At 70.3% G+C, this 20,009-nt stretch carries 12 protein-coding genes; 8 read left to right on the forward strand and 4 right to left on the reverse strand.

The genetic code is table 11. The features are described 5' to 3' along the window. Window positions 1-43 precede the first annotated feature (43 nt). The 7 genes from BLQ73_RS16880 to cydB all read left to right on the forward strand — a co-directional run bounded on the left by BLQ73_RS16880 (window position 44) and on the right by cydB (window position 14,233). On the forward strand, window positions 44-3,601 hold the full coding sequence (locus BLQ73_RS16880; protein WP_093171416.1) for a S8 family serine peptidase: 3,558 nt from the start codon (window positions 44-46) through the stop codon (window positions 3,599-3,601). Between the two features lie 74 nt (window positions 3,602-3,675). Next, the gene (locus BLQ73_RS16885; RefSeq protein ID WP_093171417.1) at window positions 3,676-7,245 is read left to right on the forward strand and encodes a S8 family serine peptidase; all 3,570 of its coding nucleotides are present in this window, start codon (window positions 3,676-3,678) and stop codon (window positions 7,243-7,245) included. A gap of 261 nt (window positions 7,246-7,506) precedes the next feature. Then, the gene (locus BLQ73_RS16890; protein ID WP_093171418.1) at window positions 7,507-7,926 is read left to right on the forward strand and encodes an Hsp20/alpha crystallin family protein; all 420 of its coding nucleotides are present in this window, start codon (window positions 7,507-7,509) and stop codon (window positions 7,924-7,926) included. Between the two features lie 143 nt (window positions 7,927-8,069). After that, window positions 8,070-10,727 carry an acetate--CoA ligase gene (locus BLQ73_RS16895; protein WP_093171419.1) on the forward strand — a complete coding sequence of 886 codons (2,658 nt, stop codon included), beginning with the start codon at window positions 8,070-8,072 and terminating at the stop codon, window positions 10,725-10,727. A gap of 435 nt (window positions 10,728-11,162) precedes the next feature. Continuing rightward, window positions 11,163-12,284, forward strand: coding sequence for a ribosome small subunit-dependent GTPase A (gene rsgA / locus BLQ73_RS16900; protein ID WP_093171420.1), 1,122 nt, complete (start codon window positions 11,163-11,165; stop codon window positions 12,282-12,284). A 95-nt stretch (window positions 12,285-12,379) separates the two neighbouring features. Continuing rightward, complete coding sequence (locus BLQ73_RS16905; RefSeq protein WP_093171421.1) at window positions 12,380-13,027, forward strand: phosphoribosyltransferase; 648 nt, start codon at window positions 12,380-12,382, stop codon at window positions 13,025-13,027. 189 nt (window positions 13,028-13,216) lie between these two features. Further along, window positions 13,217-14,233: a cytochrome d ubiquinol oxidase subunit II gene (cydB, locus tag BLQ73_RS16910; protein ID WP_093171422.1), complete on the forward strand. Its 1,017-nt coding sequence runs from the start codon at window positions 13,217-13,219 to the stop codon at window positions 14,231-14,233. Between the two features lie 245 nt (window positions 14,234-14,478). Here the strand turns inward: cydB and BLQ73_RS16915 are convergent, their stop codons facing one another. The 4 genes from BLQ73_RS16915 to BLQ73_RS16930 form a co-directional block, all read right to left on the reverse strand. Further along, entirely contained in the window at window positions 14,479-14,790 is a 312-nt protein-coding gene (locus BLQ73_RS16915) for a WhiB family transcriptional regulator (protein WP_093171423.1), read from the reverse strand. 134 nt (window positions 14,791-14,924) lie between these two features. Beyond that, window positions 14,925-15,770 (reverse strand): sucrase ferredoxin, encoded by an 846-nt coding sequence (locus BLQ73_RS16920; protein WP_245691134.1) that lies wholly within the window; start codon window positions 15,768-15,770, stop codon window positions 14,925-14,927. A 281-nt stretch (window positions 15,771-16,051) separates the two neighbouring features. Next, window positions 16,052-17,602 (reverse strand): glycerol-3-phosphate dehydrogenase/oxidase, encoded by a 1,551-nt coding sequence (locus BLQ73_RS16925; protein ID WP_093171424.1) that lies wholly within the window; start codon window positions 17,600-17,602, stop codon window positions 16,052-16,054. After that, window positions 17,599-18,180 (reverse strand): TetR/AcrR family transcriptional regulator, encoded by a 582-nt coding sequence (locus BLQ73_RS16930; protein ID WP_093171425.1) that lies wholly within the window; start codon window positions 18,178-18,180, stop codon window positions 17,599-17,601. The genes BLQ73_RS16925 and BLQ73_RS16930 overlap by 4 nt, the downstream gene beginning before the upstream one ends. 75 nt (window positions 18,181-18,255) lie before the next feature. Here BLQ73_RS16930 and BLQ73_RS16935 point away from each other — a divergent pair, with 75 nt between their 5' ends. Then, the gene (locus tag BLQ73_RS16935) at window positions 18,256-19,851 is read left to right on the forward strand and encodes an FAD-binding oxidoreductase (protein ID WP_093171459.1); all 1,596 of its coding nucleotides are present in this window, start codon (window positions 18,256-18,258) and stop codon (window positions 19,849-19,851) included. The last annotated feature ends 158 nt before the right edge of the window (window positions 19,852-20,009 follow it).

The following is a 20,009-nucleotide window of genomic DNA, read 5'->3' on the forward strand; positions in this document are numbered from 1 at the left end:
GCCCGGCATTCCGGGGGACATTTCCCCCGTTCAAGGAGATCTCATGGTTTCTGCCTCCAGGCGATGGCGGACGGCCCTCCTCGGAGCCGCCGCCACCGTTTCCCTCCTGCTTCCGCAGGGCGTGGCTCAGGCCGCGCCCGGAGCGGACAAGATAGACAAAGCCCTGCGCACGGAGCTGTCCCAGGGCTCCGCCACCTTTCTCGTGCGGTTGAAAGGCGGAGCCGACCTCAGCGCCGCGGCGCGTGCCAAGAGCAAGGACGACAAGGCGGCGCAGGTCTTCAAGGCCAAAACCTCCCAGGCCGACGCCGCCCAGGCGGGGTTGCGCCGCCTGCTCACCGAGAAGAAGGCGGAGTTCACCCCGCTGTGGGTCGTCAACGCGGTCAAGGTGACCGGCGACGCCGGCCTCGCCGCCGAGGTCGCCAAGCTGCCCGAGGTCGAGAGCGTCGAGCCCGACACCGCGGTGAAGACGCTGAACGTCTCCCCGGCCGCCGCCGTGGTCGAGAACAAAGAGGCCAAGGACAGAGAGGCCAAGGACAGAGAGGCCAAGGACAAAGAGGTCAAGGCCGCGAAGCCGACGGCCGGCGGGGTCGGGTGGAACCTCGAAGCGATCGGCGCTCCCAAGGTCTGGAACGAGTACGGCATCCGGGGCGACGGCATCGTGGTGGCGAGCCTCGACAGTGGCGTGAACTCCGACCACCCGGGACTCCAGTCCCAGTATCGCGGCCGTAAAACGGACGGGACGGTCGACCACAACTACAACTGGTACGACCCCGATGGCAAATGCCCCGGCGATGAGCCGTGCTACGCGGGATACCGAGGCCTCCCCAGCCTTGGTGTCATCGTCGGCAGCAACCCCGCCACCGATGACAAGATCGGTGTGGCCCCGGGCGCGACGTGGATCGCGGCCAGGGGATGCGAGGCGCTGGAGTGCCGCACCTCCACGCTGATCCAGGCGGGGCAGTGGCTGCTCGCGCCGACCGACCTCAACGGGCGCAACCCGCGTCCCGACCTCGCCCCCGACATCGTCAACAACGAGTGGACCGACTACGCGACCAGCGATTGGTTCGGGCCCGTCGTCGACGCCTGGACCGCGGCGGGCATCTTCTCCGTCTTCGCGGGCGGGGACAAGGGCACCGCTGGGTGCAACACTGTCCGGTCCCCGGCGAGCGGCGACAACGCCTACAGCGTCGGCAAGATGATCGACAACGGTCTGATGCACAACTACTCCAGCCGCGGCACCGGTCCGAACGGCGAGATCAAGCCGAACATCGGGGCGCCGGGCGACGGCGCGAGCCTGTGGATCGGGAACGAGTTCCAGCGGGTCGGCTCCGTGGCGGCCGCCCACGTCGCGGGCACCGTGGCGCTCATGTGGTCGGCCGCGCCGGCCCTGCGCGGCGATGTCGCCGCGACCCGTGCGCTTCTTGACCGCACCGCGGTGGATGTGGACGACACCAGCTGCGGCGGCACTCCCGCGAAGAACAACGTGTGGGGTGAGGGCCGTCTGGACGCCTACACCGCGGTGCGCGACGCTCCGGTCGGTCCGGCCGGTGGTGTGAAGGGCACGGTCAGTGCGGGCGGGTCGCCCGCGGCGTCGGTGCAGGTGTCGGTCGCCGGGCCGGTGACGGCCCAGGCCGTCACCGGCCCGGACGGGGCCTTTAATCTTCCGCGCCTGCCCGCCGGCACCTACGAGTTCACTGCGCGCAAGTACGGCTACGGCGCGAATTCAGCGTCATTGGTGATCGCCGCGGACCAGACGGTTTCGCGTGAGGTGTCGCTGAGCGCGCTGCCGACGCATGTGGTGTCGGGCACGGTCACCGCGGACGGGAAGCCGGAGACGGGCGCGTCGGTCGCGGTGGAGGGCGCTCCGGCCGCGGCGGTGACGGACGCCGCTGGCCGCTACCGGTTGACGGTGCCGAGCGGTGACCACGACCTCACCGTGGCGCCGCGCCACGCCAGGTGCGCGGATTCGGCTCTGGCCCGGATCACGGTGAACGGCGACCTCGCCAAGGATGTGGCGCTGCCGCGCCGGAGCGACACCTTCGGCTACACCTGCACCGTCACCACCGGCGCCTTCGCCACCGGAACCGACAAGCATCCCCAGTCGGGTGGAGATTTCACCATCGAGCTGCCCTTCGCGTTCCCGTTCTACGGCGGCGCTTACAGGACGGCCTGGGTTCACAAGGATGGATACGTCAGCTTCCAGGGGCACTCCAACCCGGAGGGCACCGTCCCGATTCCTTCCCCGGGATGGATCGACGCGACCATCTACCCCTTCTGGCACTCCTACCTGTACTCCGGAATGCAGTACTACACCGCGACCACCGGGACCGCGCCCAACCGCACATTCACCATCGAGTGGCGGGACCTCACGTGGGACACCCTCACGTTGTCGGTGTCCCTCGTGCTCAGCGAGAACGGCACCATGAGGTTCCACTACAAGGGAGCCGACGCCAGGTTCGCCACCATCGGCATTGAGAACGCCGACGGCACCGATGCCTTCCAGTTCGTCCGTGAACGGGCGGGGTCGCTGGTCGACAATCAGGTGGTGACGTTCGCCCCGAGCAGGCATGGTCTGCTGACCGGCACGGTGGTGGACGCCAACGACCGGAGGCCGCTGGCCGGGGCCACGGTGACGGCCGGTGAGAGCACGATGGTGACCGGTGCCGACGGGGTGTTCGTAGGCCATGTCCCTCCGGGTGACCACCAGGTGGTGGTGTCCAAGGAGCATTACGGCACGGTCACCCAGACCGCCACCGTCAGGGTGGGGGAGTGGGCCCGCGCGGACGCCTCGCTGGTGACCGGAAGCGTCAGCGCCTCCGTGAGCGAGGTCGAGCTGGTCACTCCGGTCGGCTCCACCACGAAGGGCACGTTCAAGCTCACGAACCTGGGCACCTCCGCCGCGACCTACGCGATCGAGGCCGAGCCGGTCCAGCGCTGGCTGAGCGTGTCTCCGGCGAACGGCGAGCTCGCTCCCGGCGCGTCGGTCACCGTGACCGCCACTGCCGACAGCGTGGGCGTCGCCCCCGGCACCTTCAGGGCAGGGAAGCTGCGTGTGCGTTCCTCCAGCGGCCGGGCCCCTGTGGCGGAGATTCCGGTGACGATGGCGGTGCCCAGGCATCAGGTCGCCGTTGACGTGGGCGGCACCCGAGATGTCACCGACTCTGAGGGAGACCGCTGGACGGCGGACCGCGCCTATACGGCGGGCGGCCATGGCCACATGGGCACGCGCACCCGGGTCGCGACCACGAGCAAGGCGATCAGGGACACCGGCGACCAGGAGCTGTTCAAACGGGCCCGCGAGGGCATGCTCGAATACCGTTTCGACGGCCTGCCGGTCGGCACCTACAGCGTGGAGCTGGGTTTTGCGGAGGTCCGGGGGACGCGTCCCGGCCGCCGGGTGTTCGATGTGATGGCCGAGGGTCAGATCGCGGTACCCGCTCTTGACCTGGCCGCCGAGGTGGGCACCCACACCGCCACCGTCCGGCGCTACACGGTGAAGGTCGTCGATGGGCAGCTCAACCTGCGTTTCGCCGCGCAGGTGGGCGCTCCGATCCTCAATGCGGTCCGCGTCGTCGACCGCCCCGACAGGGCCACCCCCTAACGGCTGAACGGGCCCGCCCGCCGACAGGCGGGCCCGTCGTCTCGGGCGACATTTCCCCCGTTCAAGGAGATCTCATGGTTTCTGGCTCCAGGCGATGGCGGATGGCACTTGTCGGTGCCGCCACCGCCGCCGCCCTCCTGCTTCCGCAGGGGGTGGCGCAGGCCGCGCCCTCCGCGGGCAGCGCAGGCGCTGACACAATAGGCGCTGACAGAATAGGCGCTGACAGAAAAGATGCTGAAAAAATCGACAAGGCCTTGGCCGCCGAACTGGCCAAAGGACCCGCCACATTCCTGGTGCGGGTGAAGGGCGACGCCGACCTGAGCGAGGCGGCACGCCTCACATCCAAGGCCGACAAGGCCGCCCGGGTCTTCGCGGCCAAGCACGAGCACGCGGACGCCTCCCAGGCGGGACTGCGCCGCCTGCTCACCGAGAAGAAGGCGAAGTTCACCCCGCTCTGGATCGTCAACGCGGTCACGGTGACCGGCGACGCCGACCTCGCCGCCGAGATCGCCAAACTGCCGGAGGTCGAGCGGGTCGAGGCGGACGCCGCCGTACCGATGCCCAAGCCCCAGGTCGAGGCCAAGGCCGCCGCGCCGGGTTCGAAGGCCAAGCCGGCCGGGTGGAACCTCGATGCGATCGGCGCCTCCAAGGTGTGGAACGAGTTCGGCGTCCGGGGCGAGGGCGTCGTGGTGGCGGCGCTGGACGGCGGCGCGCAGTTCGACCACCCGGCGCTCGCCGACCGGTACCGCGGGAAGAAGGCCGACGGCACCGTCGACCACAACTACAACTGGTATGAGCCTGGGAACTACTGCCTCAAAGGCGTGCCCTGCATCACGGGGCGCAATGGCACCTCGATCATCGGCGCCGCGGTGGGTGAGGACCGCACCGGGTCCGGCGCGTCGGGCGTCGCCCCCGGAGCAAAATGGATCATGACTCGGGGATGCGCCTTCGACCAGTGCAACACCTCGGCGCTGATGCAGGCGGCGGAGTGGCTGGTCGCGCCCACCGATGTGAACGGCCGGGGCCCCCGGCCGGATCTCGCGCCCGACATCGTGATGAACATCTGGGGTCATCCGTATACGCCCTGGTTCACATATGTGGTCGACGCCTGGGTGGCGGCCGGTATCTTCCCCGTCTTCGGGGCGGGAGACAGGGGCCCGGCGTGCAACACCTCCACATCCCCCGGAGACCACAGCAATGCCTACAGTGTCGGCGCTGTCGATGCCAACGGGACGATCCTCCACAACTCCGGCCGCGGGGCGGGCGAGAACGGTGAGGTGAAGCCCAACATCACCGCGCCGGGCAGCGCACGCGTGCCGACCTTCCGCGATGAGTATGCGGAGATGTCCGGCACCGCCGTGGCCTCGGCCCACGTCGCGGGTGCGGTGGCGCTCCTGTGGTCGGCGGCGCCGTCCCTCAAACGCGACCTCACCGCCACCCGCGAGCTGCTCAACCGCACGGCGGTGGATGTGAACGACACGTCCTGCGGCGGCACGGCCGCCAAGAACAACACGTACGGTGAAGGCCGCCTCGACGTCCACGCCGCCGTCCGCGAGGCGCTGTCGGGCCCGGCCGGCACGGTCAAGGGCGCGGTGGCCTCCGGCGGGGCTCCCGCCGAGTCCGTCACGGTCTCGCTCTCGGGGCCGGTGGCCAGGAAGGTCGTCACCGGCGCCGACGGCGCCTACTCCGCGCCCCGGCTGCCCGCGGGTGCCTACAAGGTGACCGCCCGCAAGCACGGGTACGGCACGGCCTCGGCCTCGGTGACCGTGGCAGCCGACCAGACGGCCACCCATGACGTCTCGCTCACGCTGCTGCCGACGCACACGGTCTCCGGCACGGTCACCTCCGGCGGCACGCCCGAGGCGGGCGCGTCGGTCGAGATCGCCGACACGACCACCAAGGCGGTGACCGATGCGGCGGGCCGCTACCGGCTCACCGTGCCGAGCGGCGACCACAGTCTGGCCGTCACCCCCCGCGCCGGGAGCTGCGCCGGCGGCGCCCTCGCCGCGATCACGGTGAACACCGACCTGACCAAGGACATCGCCGCGCCCCGCCGTACCGACGACTTCGGCTACACCTGCACCGTCGGCACGGGCGCGTTCGTCGGAGGGAAGGACAGGCACCCCGAGTCGGGCCAGACGGCGAACCTTCCCGTCACGCTGCCCTTCGCGTTCTCGCTGTACGGGTGGTCCACGAAGAACTTCTGGGTCAACCCCAAGGGCTATGTGATCCATCAGCCTATGACCGACGACCCCCCGACCGTCGAGCCCATCCCCTCGCTGTACGGTCCCAGCGGAGCCGTCTACCCCTACTACACCTCGGACGGCCGGGACACTGAGGTCTACACCGCCACCGTGGGAACCGCCCCCAACCGGAGCTACGTCATCGAGTGGAGGAAGAAGACCCCGCTCGGCCGGCCGTACTCGGTTTCCGCAGTTCTCTCCGAGAACGGATCGGCGGCGTTCCACTACAAGGGCGTCGGCGTGGACGGCATCGACGGACGTGCCGCCACCGTGGGCCTGGAGAGCCGCCTGGGCAACGACGGCTTCCAGTTCTCGCGCAACCAGGCCGGAAGCGTCGGCGACAACCAGGTGGTGACCTTCACCCCCACCCGGCACGGCGTCCTGAGCGGCTCATTCACCGACGCCAACGACGGCAGGCCCTTGGCGTACATGCTTGCGCGGGTCGGCACGACCTACAGCTACGGCGACGCCGACGGCGATTACGCCCTCCAACTGCCCGCCGGTGACCACCAGGTCACCTTCGAAGGGGGCAACTACGGAGCCGTCACCCAGACGGTCACGGTCAGGGCCGGCGAGGTGACGCGTGCGGACGTCTCGCTGACGACCGGGGCGGTGAGCGCCTCGGTCTCGGAGGTCGACCTGGTGATGCCGCCGAACTCGACCAGGCGCGGCACGTTCACGCTCACCAACCTCGGTACGGCCGCCGCCACCTTCACGGTCGAGCCCGATCCCGCCCGGAGCTGGCTGAGCGTCGAACCGGCCCGAGGCGAGCTCGCCCCCGGCGCGTCGGTCACGGTGACCGCCACCGCCGACAGTACGGGCATCGCCCCCGGTGCCTCCCGCACCGGAAACCTGCGTATCACCTCCAAGAGCGCTCGAAACCCCGTGTTCACCGTCCCGGTGACCATGGTGGTGCCGAGCCGCCAGATCGCCGTCGATGTGGGCGGCACCCGCGAGGTCGTCGACTCCCTCGGGGAGCGCTGGACGGCCGACCGCGCCTACGCGACCGGCGGCCACGGCTATGTGGGTGCCCGGACGAGGGTGGCGACGACCACTCAGACGATCAGGGAGACGTCCGACCAGGAGCTGTTCAAGCAGGGGCGGGAGTCGATGTCGGAGTATCGCTTCGACGGCCTGCCCATCGCCACCTACACCGTGGAGCTCGGCTTCGCCGAGGTCCGCGGGATGCGCCCCGGCCGCCGGGTGTTCGACGTGATGGCCGAAGGCGAGTTCGCCGTTCCGGCGCTCGATCTCGCCCAGGAGGTCGGCACCCACACCGCCACCGTCCGGCGCTACACGGTGAAGGTCGTAGATGGGCAGCTCAACCTGCGTTTCGCCGCCAGGGCCGGCACTCCCATCGTGAACACCATCCGCGTCACCGAGCGTCCCGACGCGCCGTGAGCTGATCGAGGGCCACGGCCACGGCCACGGCCGCCTGCTCCGCCCCGGCGGAGCAGGCGGTCCGGCATTCGGGCGATCTCGCCTGCGCCGCGTCGGGGAACAGGGGGATCGGGGGGAACATGCGGTCCGACGCCCCGGCCGTATCGGCCGGTGATTTCGCCGTTAAGGTTCTTTGACTTTCGTCTCGTAGTGCTGAAATACAATGAGAAAACGAAAGGCCGACGCTGCCGAAAGACCCGAGCAGGTTGAGGAGGCACGCGCATGCGATCGATGACGCGCCGAGAGTCCCGGGGAGTCATTCCCGATATTCTCGAACGGCTGGAGGCCCCGTTCGCGGGGCGGCGTCCCATGGCGGGACAGGCGATCAGATTCGAAGAGCACGTCCAAGACGGTAGATACATTTTGCGTGCGGAATTGCCGGGGATCGACCCCGAAAGGGATGTCGAGGTCACCGTGGCGAACGGGGTGCTCACCATACGCGCGGAGCGCCAGGAGGAGGTCACCGAGCATCACCGCACCGAATTCCGCTACGGGTCGTTCTCCCGCTCCGTCAGACTGCCGGCGGGCGCCGACGAGAGCGACGTCACGGCGGTCTACGACAAGGGCATCCTTGAGATCAACATAAGGATCTCGGAAACGAAGCAGACAGGTCGGCGGATCCCCGTCGAGAGGACCGCCTGACACCCGCGGCCAAGGCCGCGGCGGCCCACCGCCCGTATTCACCGGCCAGAGGCGTTCGAGGGGCGCGGAAAGGGACCCGCGCCCCTCGCGAACGGGTACAAGGGCACTGCTTTTCGCGGGGAGCCGCCGGGAGGCTGGAAACCATGGGACACACCGCTCCGGCCGAATGCGATGTCCTGCTGCGTGACGGCGGCATGGCGCATATCCGCCCTCTGGAACACGGCGATCGTCAGGCTCTGCACGAACTCGTCGAACGGATCTCTGAACGCTCTGATTACTTGAGGTTCTTCGCCGGCGGCAGGGCCTCCGCGCACAGCTACGTCGACCGTCTGACCGACCCGCGTTTCGCAGGCCGGGCGCTGGTGGCGGTGATGCGCGGACGGCTGGTCGGCGTGGCCGAATACGTCGTGGGCGACACCGGCGCCGACGCCGAACTGGGCATTCTCCTGGACGACGAGGTGCAGGGGCACGGGCTCGGCACCCTGCTGCTCGAACACCTGGCCCTGCTCGCCGCGGAGAACGGCGTGGACGAGCTCGTCGCGGAGGTGCTGGCCGAGAACCGGGCGATGCTGGACGTGCTCGGCTGCCTGGGGCTTGGCAGCGTCCGGCGTTCCGAGGACGGCGAGGTGGAAGTGCGGATCTCGCTGCGGTCCGCGCCCGACCTGCTGGCCCAGATCGAGAAGCGTGAACACGAGGCGGGGCGGGCCTCCCTGGCCCGGCTGCTGTCGCCGAGGTCGGTCGCCGTGATCGGAGCGGGCCGTGACCCGCTCGGCGTCGGGCACCGTGTGCTGCGCAACCTCGTGCGGGGCGACTTCCCGGGATCGGTCTACCCGGTCAACCCCCGCGCCGACCTGCTGTGCGGCCTGACCGTCTACCCGAGCCTGAAGGAGATCCCGGACCGGGTGGACCTCGCCGTGGTCGCCGTACCGGCGGAAGCCGTACTGGACGTGGCGCGGGACTGCGCGCGGGCGGGCGTCCGCGACCTCGTGGTGGTCAGCGCGGGCTTCGGCGAGGTCGGCAGGGCCGACCAGGAGGCCGAACTCCTGCGGGTATGCCGGCAGGCGGGCATGAGACTGGTGGGGCCCAACTGCCTCGGCGTCGTCAACACCGGGACGAGCCTGAACGCCAGCTTCATCCCCACCCCGCCGAGCCCCGGACATCTGGGGTTCATGTCGCAGTCCGGGGCCGTCGCCGTCGCCTTGATGGATCAGGCGGCCCAGGTCGGGCTGGGCTTCTCCACCATGGTCTCGGTCGGCAACAAGGCCGACGTCAGCGGCAACGACCTCCTGGAATACTGGGAGGACGACGAGCCGACCGCGGTGATCGGGCTCTACCTGGAATCCTTCGGCAACCCCCGCCGCTTCGGCCGTATCGCCCGCCGGGTGAGCCGCACCAAGCCCATCCTCGTCGTCAAGAGCGGCCGCAGCCCATCGGGAGAACGCGCCGTCAGCTCGCACACCGCCGCGCTCGCGACGCCCGACGTCGCCGTGGACGCCCTGCTGACCGGGTCGGGTGTGATCCGGGTGGAGACCGTACAGGAGCTGCTGGACACCGCGCGGCTGCTCACCGGCCAGCCGCTCCCCGCGGGCGACCGCGTGGCGATCGTCGGCAACTCCGGCGGTCCGCAGGCGCTCGCCGCCGACGCGTGCGAGCGGCAGGGGCTGGCCGTTCCGGAGCTGTCGCCCGCGACCCGCGAACGGCTGCGCTCTCGGCTGCGGCCCGCGGCGTCGGTGGCCAACCCCGTCGACCTCACCGCGGACGGCACGGCCGAGGAGCTGGCCTGGGCCGTTGAGGCCGTGCTGGACGACCCGGGCGTCGACGCCGTACTCGTCGTCTACACCCCGCCTTTCGGGTCCGGCCGCGAACCCACCGAAGCGGTGATCGAGCAGGTGGCGCGCGATGCGAAGAAGACCCTTCTGGCCTGCGTGGTCGGCCACGATGGGATCATCGGCGGCAGGGTGCCGAGCTACGCCTTCCCCGAGCAGGGGGTGCGGGCCCTGTCCCGGGTGACGGACTACGCCCGGTGGCGTGCCGGGGCCGGGGGGCCGCTCCCCGAAGCCGTCTGGCCGAAGGCGGCCCCGGCGGATGAGATCATCGCCGGCGAGCTCGCCCAGACGCCCGAGGGGCGCTGGCTCGACCACGCCACCGCGGCCCGGCTACTGGGTCACTACGGGGTGCATGTCGCCGAGACCATCGGCGTCGACGGCCCGGAGAGCGCGGCGGAGGCGGCGGCGCTGGTGGGGTCGCCCGCGGTGCTGAAGGCCACCGGCCCGTCCCTGGTCCACAAGAGCGACGTCGGCGGTGTGGCGGTCGGCCTGCTCACCCCCGCGGACGTCGCCGCGGCCTATCGGCGGATGGCCGAGCGCCTAGGCCCGGCGATGACCGGCGGGCTCGTCCAGCGCATGGCCGAGGACGGCGTGGAGACCATCATCGGTGGGGTCCAGCACCCGGGATTCGGGCCGTTGGTCATGCTGGGCATGGGGGGCACGGCGGCCGAGCTCCTGGCGGACCGGGTGTTCCGCCTTCCGCCCCTGTCCCGGGGCGACGCGGCGGACATGGTGCGGCGACTGCGCTGCTCGCCCCTCCTGTTCGGCTACCGGGGCAGGCCGAAGGCCGATGTCGGGGCTCTGGAGGTGCAGCTGATCCGGGTCGCCCGACTGCTGGACGACCACCCTGAGATCGCCGAACTCGACCTCAATCCGGTGATCGCCATGCCGGGCGGCGCGGTCGCGGTCGATGTACGGCTGCGCCTCGCGCCCGCCGCGCCGCCGCCGTCGGCCTTCCGCCGCCGTCTGCGCTGACACCGGGCTGCGATGAACGAGATTGAACGAGATTGAACGGGATTGAACGGGGTTGGTGGGATTCAGTGGGCGCGATTAATGGTTTGCGGGGCGCGGCCACCCGTGCGTTATGGTGGGCGCGAGCGCCTGCCGGGTCCGCCGGAGGCCATGATGAGGAAAGGAGGTGTGGGTGATGCGGGTCTTTCTGGTGACTTCGTCGTCCATTAACCTCCGGGTGTCCTTCTAGCCTGACCGGGCCTTTTCGTTGATCTCGCGCCCCTTGAGCGGGCCGTGACGGGGCGATGCGCCGGGCGCATCGCCGCGCGGGTGACGAGGGCTTTCCGCTTGGGCTGTTCTCTTCCGACCGGGCAGAGGTGCCTGTCGTGTCGAGTCGGCCGGATCGGCCGGCAGTTCAGGCCGTGGTGGGCACCCGGCGTTTCGAAGGGTGTTCCTCACATGGTTCCACCAGCTCGCTCTGGGCTGTTCGATCTCGCTTCGCTCGGCTGGGACGACTCGTTCGCCGCCGCGCTGCCCCCGGGAGCAGTTCCCGGCCGCGTGGCCCGGGTCGACCGGGGAGCGGCCGAGGTGCTCGCCGCCGACGGAGCTCACCAGGTCAGATACTCCGCCAAGGTCCGCCGGCTCGCCGCCGATGACCCGATCTCGCTCCCGTGTGTGGGTGACTGGGCGGCGATGCGCCTGATCATGCCCGAGAGGCGTTACGAGCTTGAGGCGGTGCTGCCGCGCCGTACGGCTTTCGTCCGGGGCGGCGTGAGCCGCGACTCCCGAGGCGGCCTGTCGGGCGACGGGCAGGGGCAGGTGCTGGCGGCCAACGTGGACGTGGTCTTCGTGGCCGAGCCCGCCGTCCACGGCTCCGACCCCGCCGACCTCGGCAGGGTCGAGCGGCTCGTCGTGCTCGCGTGGGAGAGCGGCGCGCGGCCGGTGGTGCTCGTCACCAAGGCCGATCTGCTTCCCCAAGGGCTGGACGATCTCCTCAAGGACATCGGGGGCGTGGCCCCCGGGGTCGACGTCCACGCCCTCAGTTCGGTCCGGGGGCAGGGGGTGGACCTCGTCCGCGGGCACCTGTCCTCGTCCGGCACCGCCGTGGTGCTGGGCACCTCGGGGGCGGGCAAGTCCACACTGGTCAACGCGCTCGCGGGGGCGAGGGTGATGGAGACGCAGCAGGTGCGGGCGGGTGACGGTCGCGGCCGGCATACGACCGTGCGGCGGGAGCTGTTCGCGCTGCCCGGCGGCGGTCTCGTGATCGACACCCCGGGCATCCGCAGGGTCGGGCTCTATGACATCGGGGACGGGGTCGACCGGGTCTTCTCCGATGTCGAGGACCTGGCGCGGGATTGCCGCTTCGCGGACTGCTCCCACGGGACCGAGCCCGGCTGCGCGGTCCTCGCGGCGCTCGCCTCGGGCGAGCTGCCGGAGCGGCGGTTCGAGAGCTGGCGCAAGCTCCAGCGGGAGGCGGCCTGGATGGCCAGGCGCACCGACGCGCGGCTCCGCGAGGAGGAGCAGCGCAAGTGGAAGATCATCCACAAGGAGATGCGCAGGTCCGGCCGGAACCGTCCGTAGAGGGGAAGGGGCACGGGGCAGCCCCGTGCCCTACCCACGGCCCGGAACTTTGATGGGGTTTGTCCGGGTTGGGGAATCGGGGGTAGAAGTGGGGTATGGCCGAGCTGCCATTCGACCTTCCGTTCCTCGATCGCGCGGAGGCTGGCGTCCTGCTCGGTGAACGCCTCCACCGGTTGAGGTTGCGCTCACCGATGGTGCTGGGGCTTCCCCGGGGCGGGGTGGCCGTGGCGGCACCCGTGGCCGAGCGGCTCCGCGGCGCGTTGGACGTCCTGGTCGTGCGGAAGATCGGCTATCCCTTCCAGCCGGAGCTCGGGGTGGGGGCCGTCGCCGAAGGCGGCGACCCCGTGCTCGACGAACAGCTGCTGCGCAGACTCGGCCTGGTGGAGGAGGCATTGACCAAGGTGATCGCCGACGCGCGCAAGGAGCTCGCCAGGCAGGTCGCCCTCTACCGGGGCGGGCGCCCGCTGCCCGACCTCACGGGCCAGGACGTCTTGGTCGTGGACGACGGCTTGGCGACCGGCGGTACGGCACGGGCGGCGCTACGCGCCCTTCAGCCGAAGAACCCGGCGACACTCGTCCTCGCCGCCCCCGTGGGGGCCCGTGAGGCCAAGCAGGCGCTGAGTGACGAGGCCGACCATGTGGTGGTTCTGGTGACGCCGCCGATGTTCCGGGCCGTGGGGGAGTGGTATGAGCATTTCAACCAGCTTTCGGATGACGATGTGCTCGATGTGCTCAGCCGTTGATCCAGCCCGGCCGTTCACTGCTGAAGAGGCACTGGCAAAGGACAGCGGAAACACGGTGAATTTCACTGCGCGCCTCACGCGTTGAGCGGTAATTGCTGACCTAAAGTGATCATGTCGTGGATGTCGTATGGGGGTTCGATTCCACAGACATCTCTCCGGTCCAACCGCTTTACCTCGTGAGGAGGGGCCGTGGATCCGAATGACGTGTGGTTCGCCGTTATCGCGATGCTCTGGGTTGGATACTTTGCCGTGGAGGGCTTTGACTTCGGCGTCGGAATCCTCCTGCCCGTTCTGGCCAGAAACGACGCCGAACGCCGCGTGATGATCAATACGATCGGGCCGCTCTGGGGCGGCAACGAGCTCTGGCTGGTCGCGGCGTGCGCGGCGACCTTCGCCGCGTTCCCCGCCTGGTCCACGTCGCTGTTCGGCGGTTTCGCCGTTCCCCTGCTACTCCTTGTGGTAGCGCTGATCATCCGGGGTATCGCCCTTGAATACCGCGAGAAGCGCGCCTCGGCCCTGTGGCGGCGGAGGTGGGACGCGGCGATCGTGGGGGGCTCGGCGCTTCCTGCGTTCCTCTGGGGGCTGCTCGCGGCGGCCGTTGTCCACCGGGAGGTGGTCGGCGCCCACCGCGTGGGGTCGTTCGGGGAACTTTTCACCCCCTACGCGCTGCTCGGGGGCTTGACAACGTTCGCGCTCTTCACGGCGTACGGCGCCGCGTTCCTCGCGTTGAAGACCAAGGGCGGGCTCAGGGCCCGGGCGAACACGCTCGCGGGCGGAGCGGGGGTCGGCGCCGCCGTACTCGCCGGGGTGTTCCTGGCCTGGACGCAGGTCCAGGCGGGAACGGCGGCCACGGCGCTGATGGCGGGGGCGGCGGTCCTGGCGTGGGCCGGGGGAATGGCCGCGAACGGGAGGGGCAGGGAGGGCTGGGCTTTCGCGGGCTCGGCGGTGGCCATCGTGATCGCGATGGCGTCGCTCCTGGCCGTGCTCCACCCTGAGGTGCTGTCGTCGGCGGCCGGTCCGATGGCCGGTCCGACAGCCGATCCAGCGCTCGGCCTCACCGCGGAGGAGGTGGCCGCGGCCCCGAGAACGCTGGGGATCGTGGCCTGGATCGCGGTGAGTTTCCTGCCGCTGGTGCTTCTCTACCAATCCTGGATGTATTGGGTGTTTCGCCGCAGAATCGGGGTTCGTGATATTCCAGCGGGTTGATCTTAGAGGTTGATCGTGGAGAAAACTGCCTGAGCTGGAGCGATCCCAGCCGGGTGAGCGGAATCGATCGCCATCGAGGTCGAACCGGATGATCTCGATCTCAGGGAGGTCGATCACTGCGGGGTCGATCACCACGGGGTCGATCTCGACGGGAAGTGATCGGAGCGGCGTGATCTCGCGGTGGCGAGATCACGCGCCTTCGAAAAGCGGAGGAATGAAGCTGGTTGATGCCGGGTGGGAAAGGCTCAGGCCGCGGAGATGCCGGCGCTGGCGGCGCGGCGCATGCGACGGCGGCGCTCGGACGCGCGCTCGTCCTCGTTCAGGCCACCCCACGTGCCGTACTTCTCCGGACGGGAGAGCGCATAGTCAAGGCATTCGGCGCGAACGGGGCACTGGGCGCAAATGGCCTTGGCCTTGCGCTCTCGAATGTCACGCTCGGGCTGACGCTCGCCGTCGGGTCCAAAGAACAGCACGAGGTCCTCACCCCGGCACGCAGCATCATCCTGCCACCCCCAGGAGGGACGAGGGCGGGCGATCTGCCGACGTACCTGAGACATGAGAGAACCACCTTTGGTGAGAGGTATTTCGTGTTTGTGCCGCAATGAACGCTTGTGGCGTCCCTGGGTCAACGCGCGGATCGGCCGTGGTTGTTCCCGTTGATCAGGTCCGTGGGCGTGGTATACCGCACAAGCTAGAGCTTGCGCAGCTCGACCAGTCGGTAGGTCTTGATCGTGTTGTCGGCGCAGGCGTCTCCGCCTGCCGACGAACACGGTGCCTCGAACACCGCCGGCTCAACCACAACCCGAAATCGGGCAACGCCCCCGCGCACGATGGCCTCGGTGGCGTCGCCGTCTGACCTGGTGGATTCCACGGCCACTCCGCTCACCGAGAGCTCATCCGTGTGGGCCCGGACGAAATGCTCAGCGGCTTGCGATGGCTCAGGGATGCCTGCGCGTCCCCGGAAGCGGTCGAGAGTGATCTCGCCGCGCCGGTACGCGTCCGCTGCCGCGAGCGCGGCAGCCTGAGACATGCTGCCGTAGTAAAGCCCGTGTGGCAAGCACACGAGGTTGGCGGCGTAGCGATCGCCGCCAACATGTGATGTTTCCCACACCGCGTCTGGCATCGTGTCGGCCAGGCTGCGAGCGATGGGTGTTCCAATGCGGGCACAGCACGCATTGCGCTTGGCGTGCGTGCAGACCAGAAATACCGGCTCGGTCACCAGTATGCAGGACTCGGGGACCACTCCGTGCACCAGCGCCTTCAGGTCAAGATCGTCTGGAGCTGCGACGATGCCTTCGGCCATCCAGGGGGCGTCGCCCGTCGCGTAGGCCATTAGCACATGGATGCCCGGCGGCTGAGGGCGGGTCCGGCGTCCGGGGCGCCGGATGAGCTGGGCTCTGACGCCCAATTCCGTGGCGCGCTTGATCAGCAGGTGGACGTCCTCGGGAAGGCGGCAGTCCGGCAGGTGGGAGGCCCAGGGGCCGTCGTGCTCGATGAGCAGCCACGTGCGTGCGGAGACCGTGGCGCTGGCCAGCACGGGCGCCTCTCCGGTGTGCAGGCCGAGCGCGTGTGCGCAGCCGTTCGGCCTGGTGAAAGGCCCGGTGAAAGGCGCCGCAGGAGGTGTGCCGGGGAGCCCTCTGGGAGCTCTCCCGCCTGTGAAAAACCCTGGTCCGCCCATCATGTCACGCACCTCCCCGATGGATTAGGTAAGACTAACCTAATCGCCAGAGGGATTGCGGACAGGGGTGGCGTGACACTCCGGTCAGGTCCTTAATGTCCCCGATCGTTCGCCCAATATCACTAGGTCTAGAGAAATATCTAGGCCATGCGGAGAACTTCCTCCGCAGCGGGTGCAGCCGCCGCCCGGTCCTCGGGCACAAGCCCAATGCGGGTCCTCCTGTCAAGGAGATCGGCCACATCGAGGGCTCCCTCGTGGCGGACCGCCCACAGCAGCTCCGCCCGCGTGATGCCGGCCCCCGCCGCCACCGGCTCTCCGAGGTGCGGATCGCTCCTCTCCAGGGCGTGTACGGCGCCGGCCTCGCCGCCGTAGCGCGCCACCAGCCGCCGCGGCACCGTCCGCTCCTCGGCGCGCACTCTGGCGCTCCCCGGGGCCCCCACCAGGGGCAGGCGTGCCGTACGGCACGGCCCGGCGCTCAGCCCCCGCTCGCGGATAGCGACGTCCACCGCGTCCTCCGCCATAAGCCGATATGTCGTCAACTTGCCACCGACGACCGTCACCACCCCGTCCCGCGACCGCAGAACGGCGTGCCGCCGTGACAGGTCCGCCGTCCGGCCTCCCGCCGCGAGCAGCGGGCGCAACCCCGCGAACGCCCCCGCGACCCGGTCGCGCCTGATCGGAGCCTCAAGTACGGAGTTGACCACCGACAGGAGGAATGTCACATCCTGCTCGGGAATCTGAGGTATGTCCGGGATCTCCCCGTCAACCGGCTCATCGGTCAGCCCCACATACGTCCGCCCGTCCTGCTGGGGAAGGACCAGGACGAAGCGATTGCTCTCCCCCGGAATCGGGATATGCAGCCCGGTGCGTAGTCCCGGCAGCGTGCCCGGCCGCAGCACCAGGTGGGTGCCCCGGGACGGGCGCAACTCCACCGAGGGGACGAGCCCGCCCGCCCACACGCCCGTCGCGTTGACGACCGCCCGAGCCTTGATCGCGAACTCCGCCCCGGTCGTCTCATCCCGCACCCAGGCCCCGTCGCCGGACACCCGCAGCGCACGGCACCGGGTGATCACGCGTGCGCCGTGGGCCGCCGCCGTACGCGCGACCGCCACCACCAGCCGGGCGTCGTCCACCAGCCGGCCGTCCCACGACAGCAGCGCCCCGCGCAGCCCGCCACCGGCGAGCGGGGAGGCCAGGTCCCGCGCCCGCGCCGCCGAGACGCGGCTGGGGCCGGGCAGGGCGATCCTCGGTGTGCCTGCGGCGGCCCGCAGCGCGTCGCCCAGCAGGTAGCCCGCCATCACCAGCGACCCCCGGGCCCGCGTGACCGAGGGGGAGAGCGGAAGCAGGTACGGCGCAGCCCGCACCAGGTGGGGCGCGGTCCGCGTGAGGAGCGCACCCCGCTCCACCGCGCTCTCGTAGGCGACCCCGACCTGGCCCTTGGCGAGGTAGCGCAGGCCGCCGTGGACCATCTTGGAGCTCCACCGGGATGTTCCGAAGGCGAGGTCGTGGGCGTCGATCGCCGCGACCGTCAGGCCGCGCGAGGCGGCGTCGAGCGCCGCGCCGGCGCCCGTGGCGCCGAGCCCGACGACGAGCAGGTCCACCACCGTGCCCTGTGCGAGCTCGGCGAGCTCGCGGACCCGGCGGGCGACGTGGAGAGACGATGAGAGGGTGGGGGGAGATGCCGGACTCACGTGGACAGATACCTCCTGAGTAGTTCGGTGAGTTCCGCGTCCAGCTCCTCCACCGTCGTCGGACCGAGCATCGTGCCGGCCGACAGCGCGAACGACTGCGCGGTGAGCAGGACGGCCCGCGCGAGGGTGGTCGGGTCGCCCTGCCGTACGGTGCCCCCGCGCTGGCCCGCCTCGACGGCCGCCTCGATCAGGGCGAGCATCGCGTCGTGGCTGCCGCCCCGGCGGCGTAGCAGGTAGGGGAGGAGCAGCTCGGGGTCCACCTCGACGATCTTGCGCCAGAGCGGGTGCGCCCTGAGCGCCCGCACCCCCGCGACCACCGATTCGACCGGATCGTTGGTGACGGCCTCGCCCGTGACCCGCACCCACTCCCGCGTCATCAGGCTCGCGACGAGCGCGGAGATGTCCGGCCACGTGCGGTAGAGCGTCATACGTGAGACTTCAGCCCGTTTGGCGACGTCGGTCAGCGTGGTGCGCCGTACGCCTACCGCGAGCACGCACTCCCGCGCCGCGTCGAGCACGGCGTCGATGTCGATGCGGCCCGCGGCGCCTCCGCGCTTATTGTGATGAATTGACGTCACATGTCACAGTGTAGCTAGACGTATCCGGGAGCGATGAGCGTGGAGAGTGCAGTGAACGGACCCGCCACACCGGCGATGAACTGGCGCGGATGGGGCGACCCGGACAAGGAGGCCGACCTTCCCGAGGGTGTGCGCACCCTCCTCCGCGACCTGCTCGGCGTGCGCGAGCCCACCGCACGGGCGGTCGCCCTCGACGCCGTACGGCTCCCGCCGCCCGCCCTGCCCCCGGCGTTCGAACGCGAACTGGCGGCGCTCCTCGGGCAGGACGCCCTGCGGCTCGACCACGAATCGCGCGTGCGTCACACCCGGGGCAAATCCACCCCAGACCTGCTGCGCATGCGCGCGGGCGACGGCCGCGACGCGCCCGACGCCGTGGTCTCCCCGGCCTCTCACGACGACGTGCTCGCGGTGCTGAGGCTCTGCGCCGCGCACCGGGTCGCGGTGGTGCCGTTCGGGGGCGGCACATCGGTCGTCGGAGGACTCGCCGCCGACCGCGGTGGCCACGCGGGGGTGATCGCCCTGGATCTCGCCCGGCTCGACCGCCTGATCTCGGTCGACACCGAGTCGATGGTCGCCTGCCTGGAGCCCGGCCTGCGAGCCCCCGAGGCCGAGCGGCTTCTGGCCGAGCACGGGCTGACCATCGGGCATTTCCCCCAATCATATGAATACGCGACATTAGGAGGATTCGCCGCGGCACGGTCGAGCGGGCAGGCATCAGCGGGATACGGTCGTTTCGACGACATGGTCGTCGGGCTGACCGTGGCCACACCGAGCGGCACCCTCGATCTCGGGCGGGCCCCCAAGTCCGCGGCCGGCCCCGACCTGCGGCAACTCGTCCTCGGCTCCGAAGGCGCGTTCGGGATCATCACCTCACTGCGGCTGCGCGTCCGCCCGCTGCCCCCCGAACGCGCCTACGAGGGCTGGCACTTCCCGTCCTTCGCCGCCGGCCGCGAAGCCATGCGCGCCCTGGCCCAGGAGGGGCCGCCGCCCACCGTCCTGCGGCTCTCCGACGAGACCGAGACCATGGTCGGCCTGGCCAGACCTGACGACATCGGCGCGCTGTCAGCCGACGGGTGCCTCCTCATCGCCGGCTACGAAGGGGCGGGCGTCGAGGCCACCCGCGAGGCCGCGGGCCGCGTGCTGGCCGCCCACGGAGGGAAGCCCCTGGGCGAGGAACCCGGCGAGGCGTGGGCCCACGGCCGCTACGCGGCGCCGTACCTCCGCGACTCGCTGCTCGCCGCCGGAGCCACCGTCGAGACCCTGGAGACCGCCGGGTTCTGGTCCGACCTTCCCCGCCTCTACGACGCCGTACGGCTGGCGCTGCACGGCGCGCTGGGCTCACCGCTCGTGATGTGCCACGTGTCGCATGTCTACCCGACGGGCGCGTCGCTGTACTTCACCGTCGTCACCGCCCAGACCGACGACCCGCTGGAGCAGTGGGCCGGCGCCAAGCGCGCCGCGAACGACGCCATCGTGGCCGCGGGCGGCACGATCAGCCACCACCACGGCGTCGGCCGCGACCACCGCGACGCGTACGCGGCCGAGATCGGCGACCTCGGTATCGAGGTCCTCCGCGCGGTCAAGGAGCGGCTGGATCCGACCGGCATCTGCAATCCCGGCGTGCTTTTCACGCCCACCGGGCCGGCATCGGAAGAACGCGATCGCGGGTAAGGAATTTAAGGAGGCCGCCGCGGTGGACGGTTTCCGGGAAAAGGCTGTGAGAAACGGCTTCGAGAAACGGGTGTGAGAAACGGCTGGACGGCATGGCGAATCGCGCTGAATGGCATTGCCGTACGCGTCATGCAAGGGAGGTCCTGAGCCGAGAGGAG

This window comes from Sinosporangium album, assembly GCF_900100605.1.
GTDB lineage: Bacteria > Actinomycetota > Actinomycetes > Streptosporangiales > Streptosporangiaceae > Sinosporangium > Sinosporangium album.

What these genes read in the sequence shown, in the direction of transcription:
- BLQ73_RS16915 (WP_093171423.1), bottom strand. Translation starts at nt 14,790, where the DNA reads ATGTCTCAGGTACGTCGGCAGATCGCCCGCCCTCGTCCCTCCTGGGGG.
- BLQ73_RS16880 (WP_093171416.1), top strand. Translation starts at nt 44, where the DNA reads ATGGTTTCTGCCTCCAGGCGATGGCGGACGGCCCTCCTCGGAGCCGCC.
- BLQ73_RS16895 (WP_093171419.1), top strand. Translation starts at nt 8,070, where the DNA reads ATGGGACACACCGCTCCGGCCGAATGCGATGTCCTGCTGCGTGACGGC.
- BLQ73_RS16885 (WP_093171417.1), top strand. Translation starts at nt 3,676, where the DNA reads ATGGTTTCTGGCTCCAGGCGATGGCGGATGGCACTTGTCGGTGCCGCC.
- BLQ73_RS16935 (WP_093171459.1), top strand. Translation starts at nt 18,256, where the DNA reads ATGAACTGGCGCGGATGGGGCGACCCGGACAAGGAGGCCGACCTTCCC.
- rsgA (WP_093171420.1), top strand. Translation starts at nt 11,163, where the DNA reads ATGGTTCCACCAGCTCGCTCTGGGCTGTTCGATCTCGCTTCGCTCGGC.
- BLQ73_RS16905 (WP_093171421.1), top strand. Translation starts at nt 12,380, where the DNA reads ATGGCCGAGCTGCCATTCGACCTTCCGTTCCTCGATCGCGCGGAGGCT.
- BLQ73_RS16890 (WP_093171418.1), top strand. Translation starts at nt 7,507, where the DNA reads ATGCGATCGATGACGCGCCGAGAGTCCCGGGGAGTCATTCCCGATATT.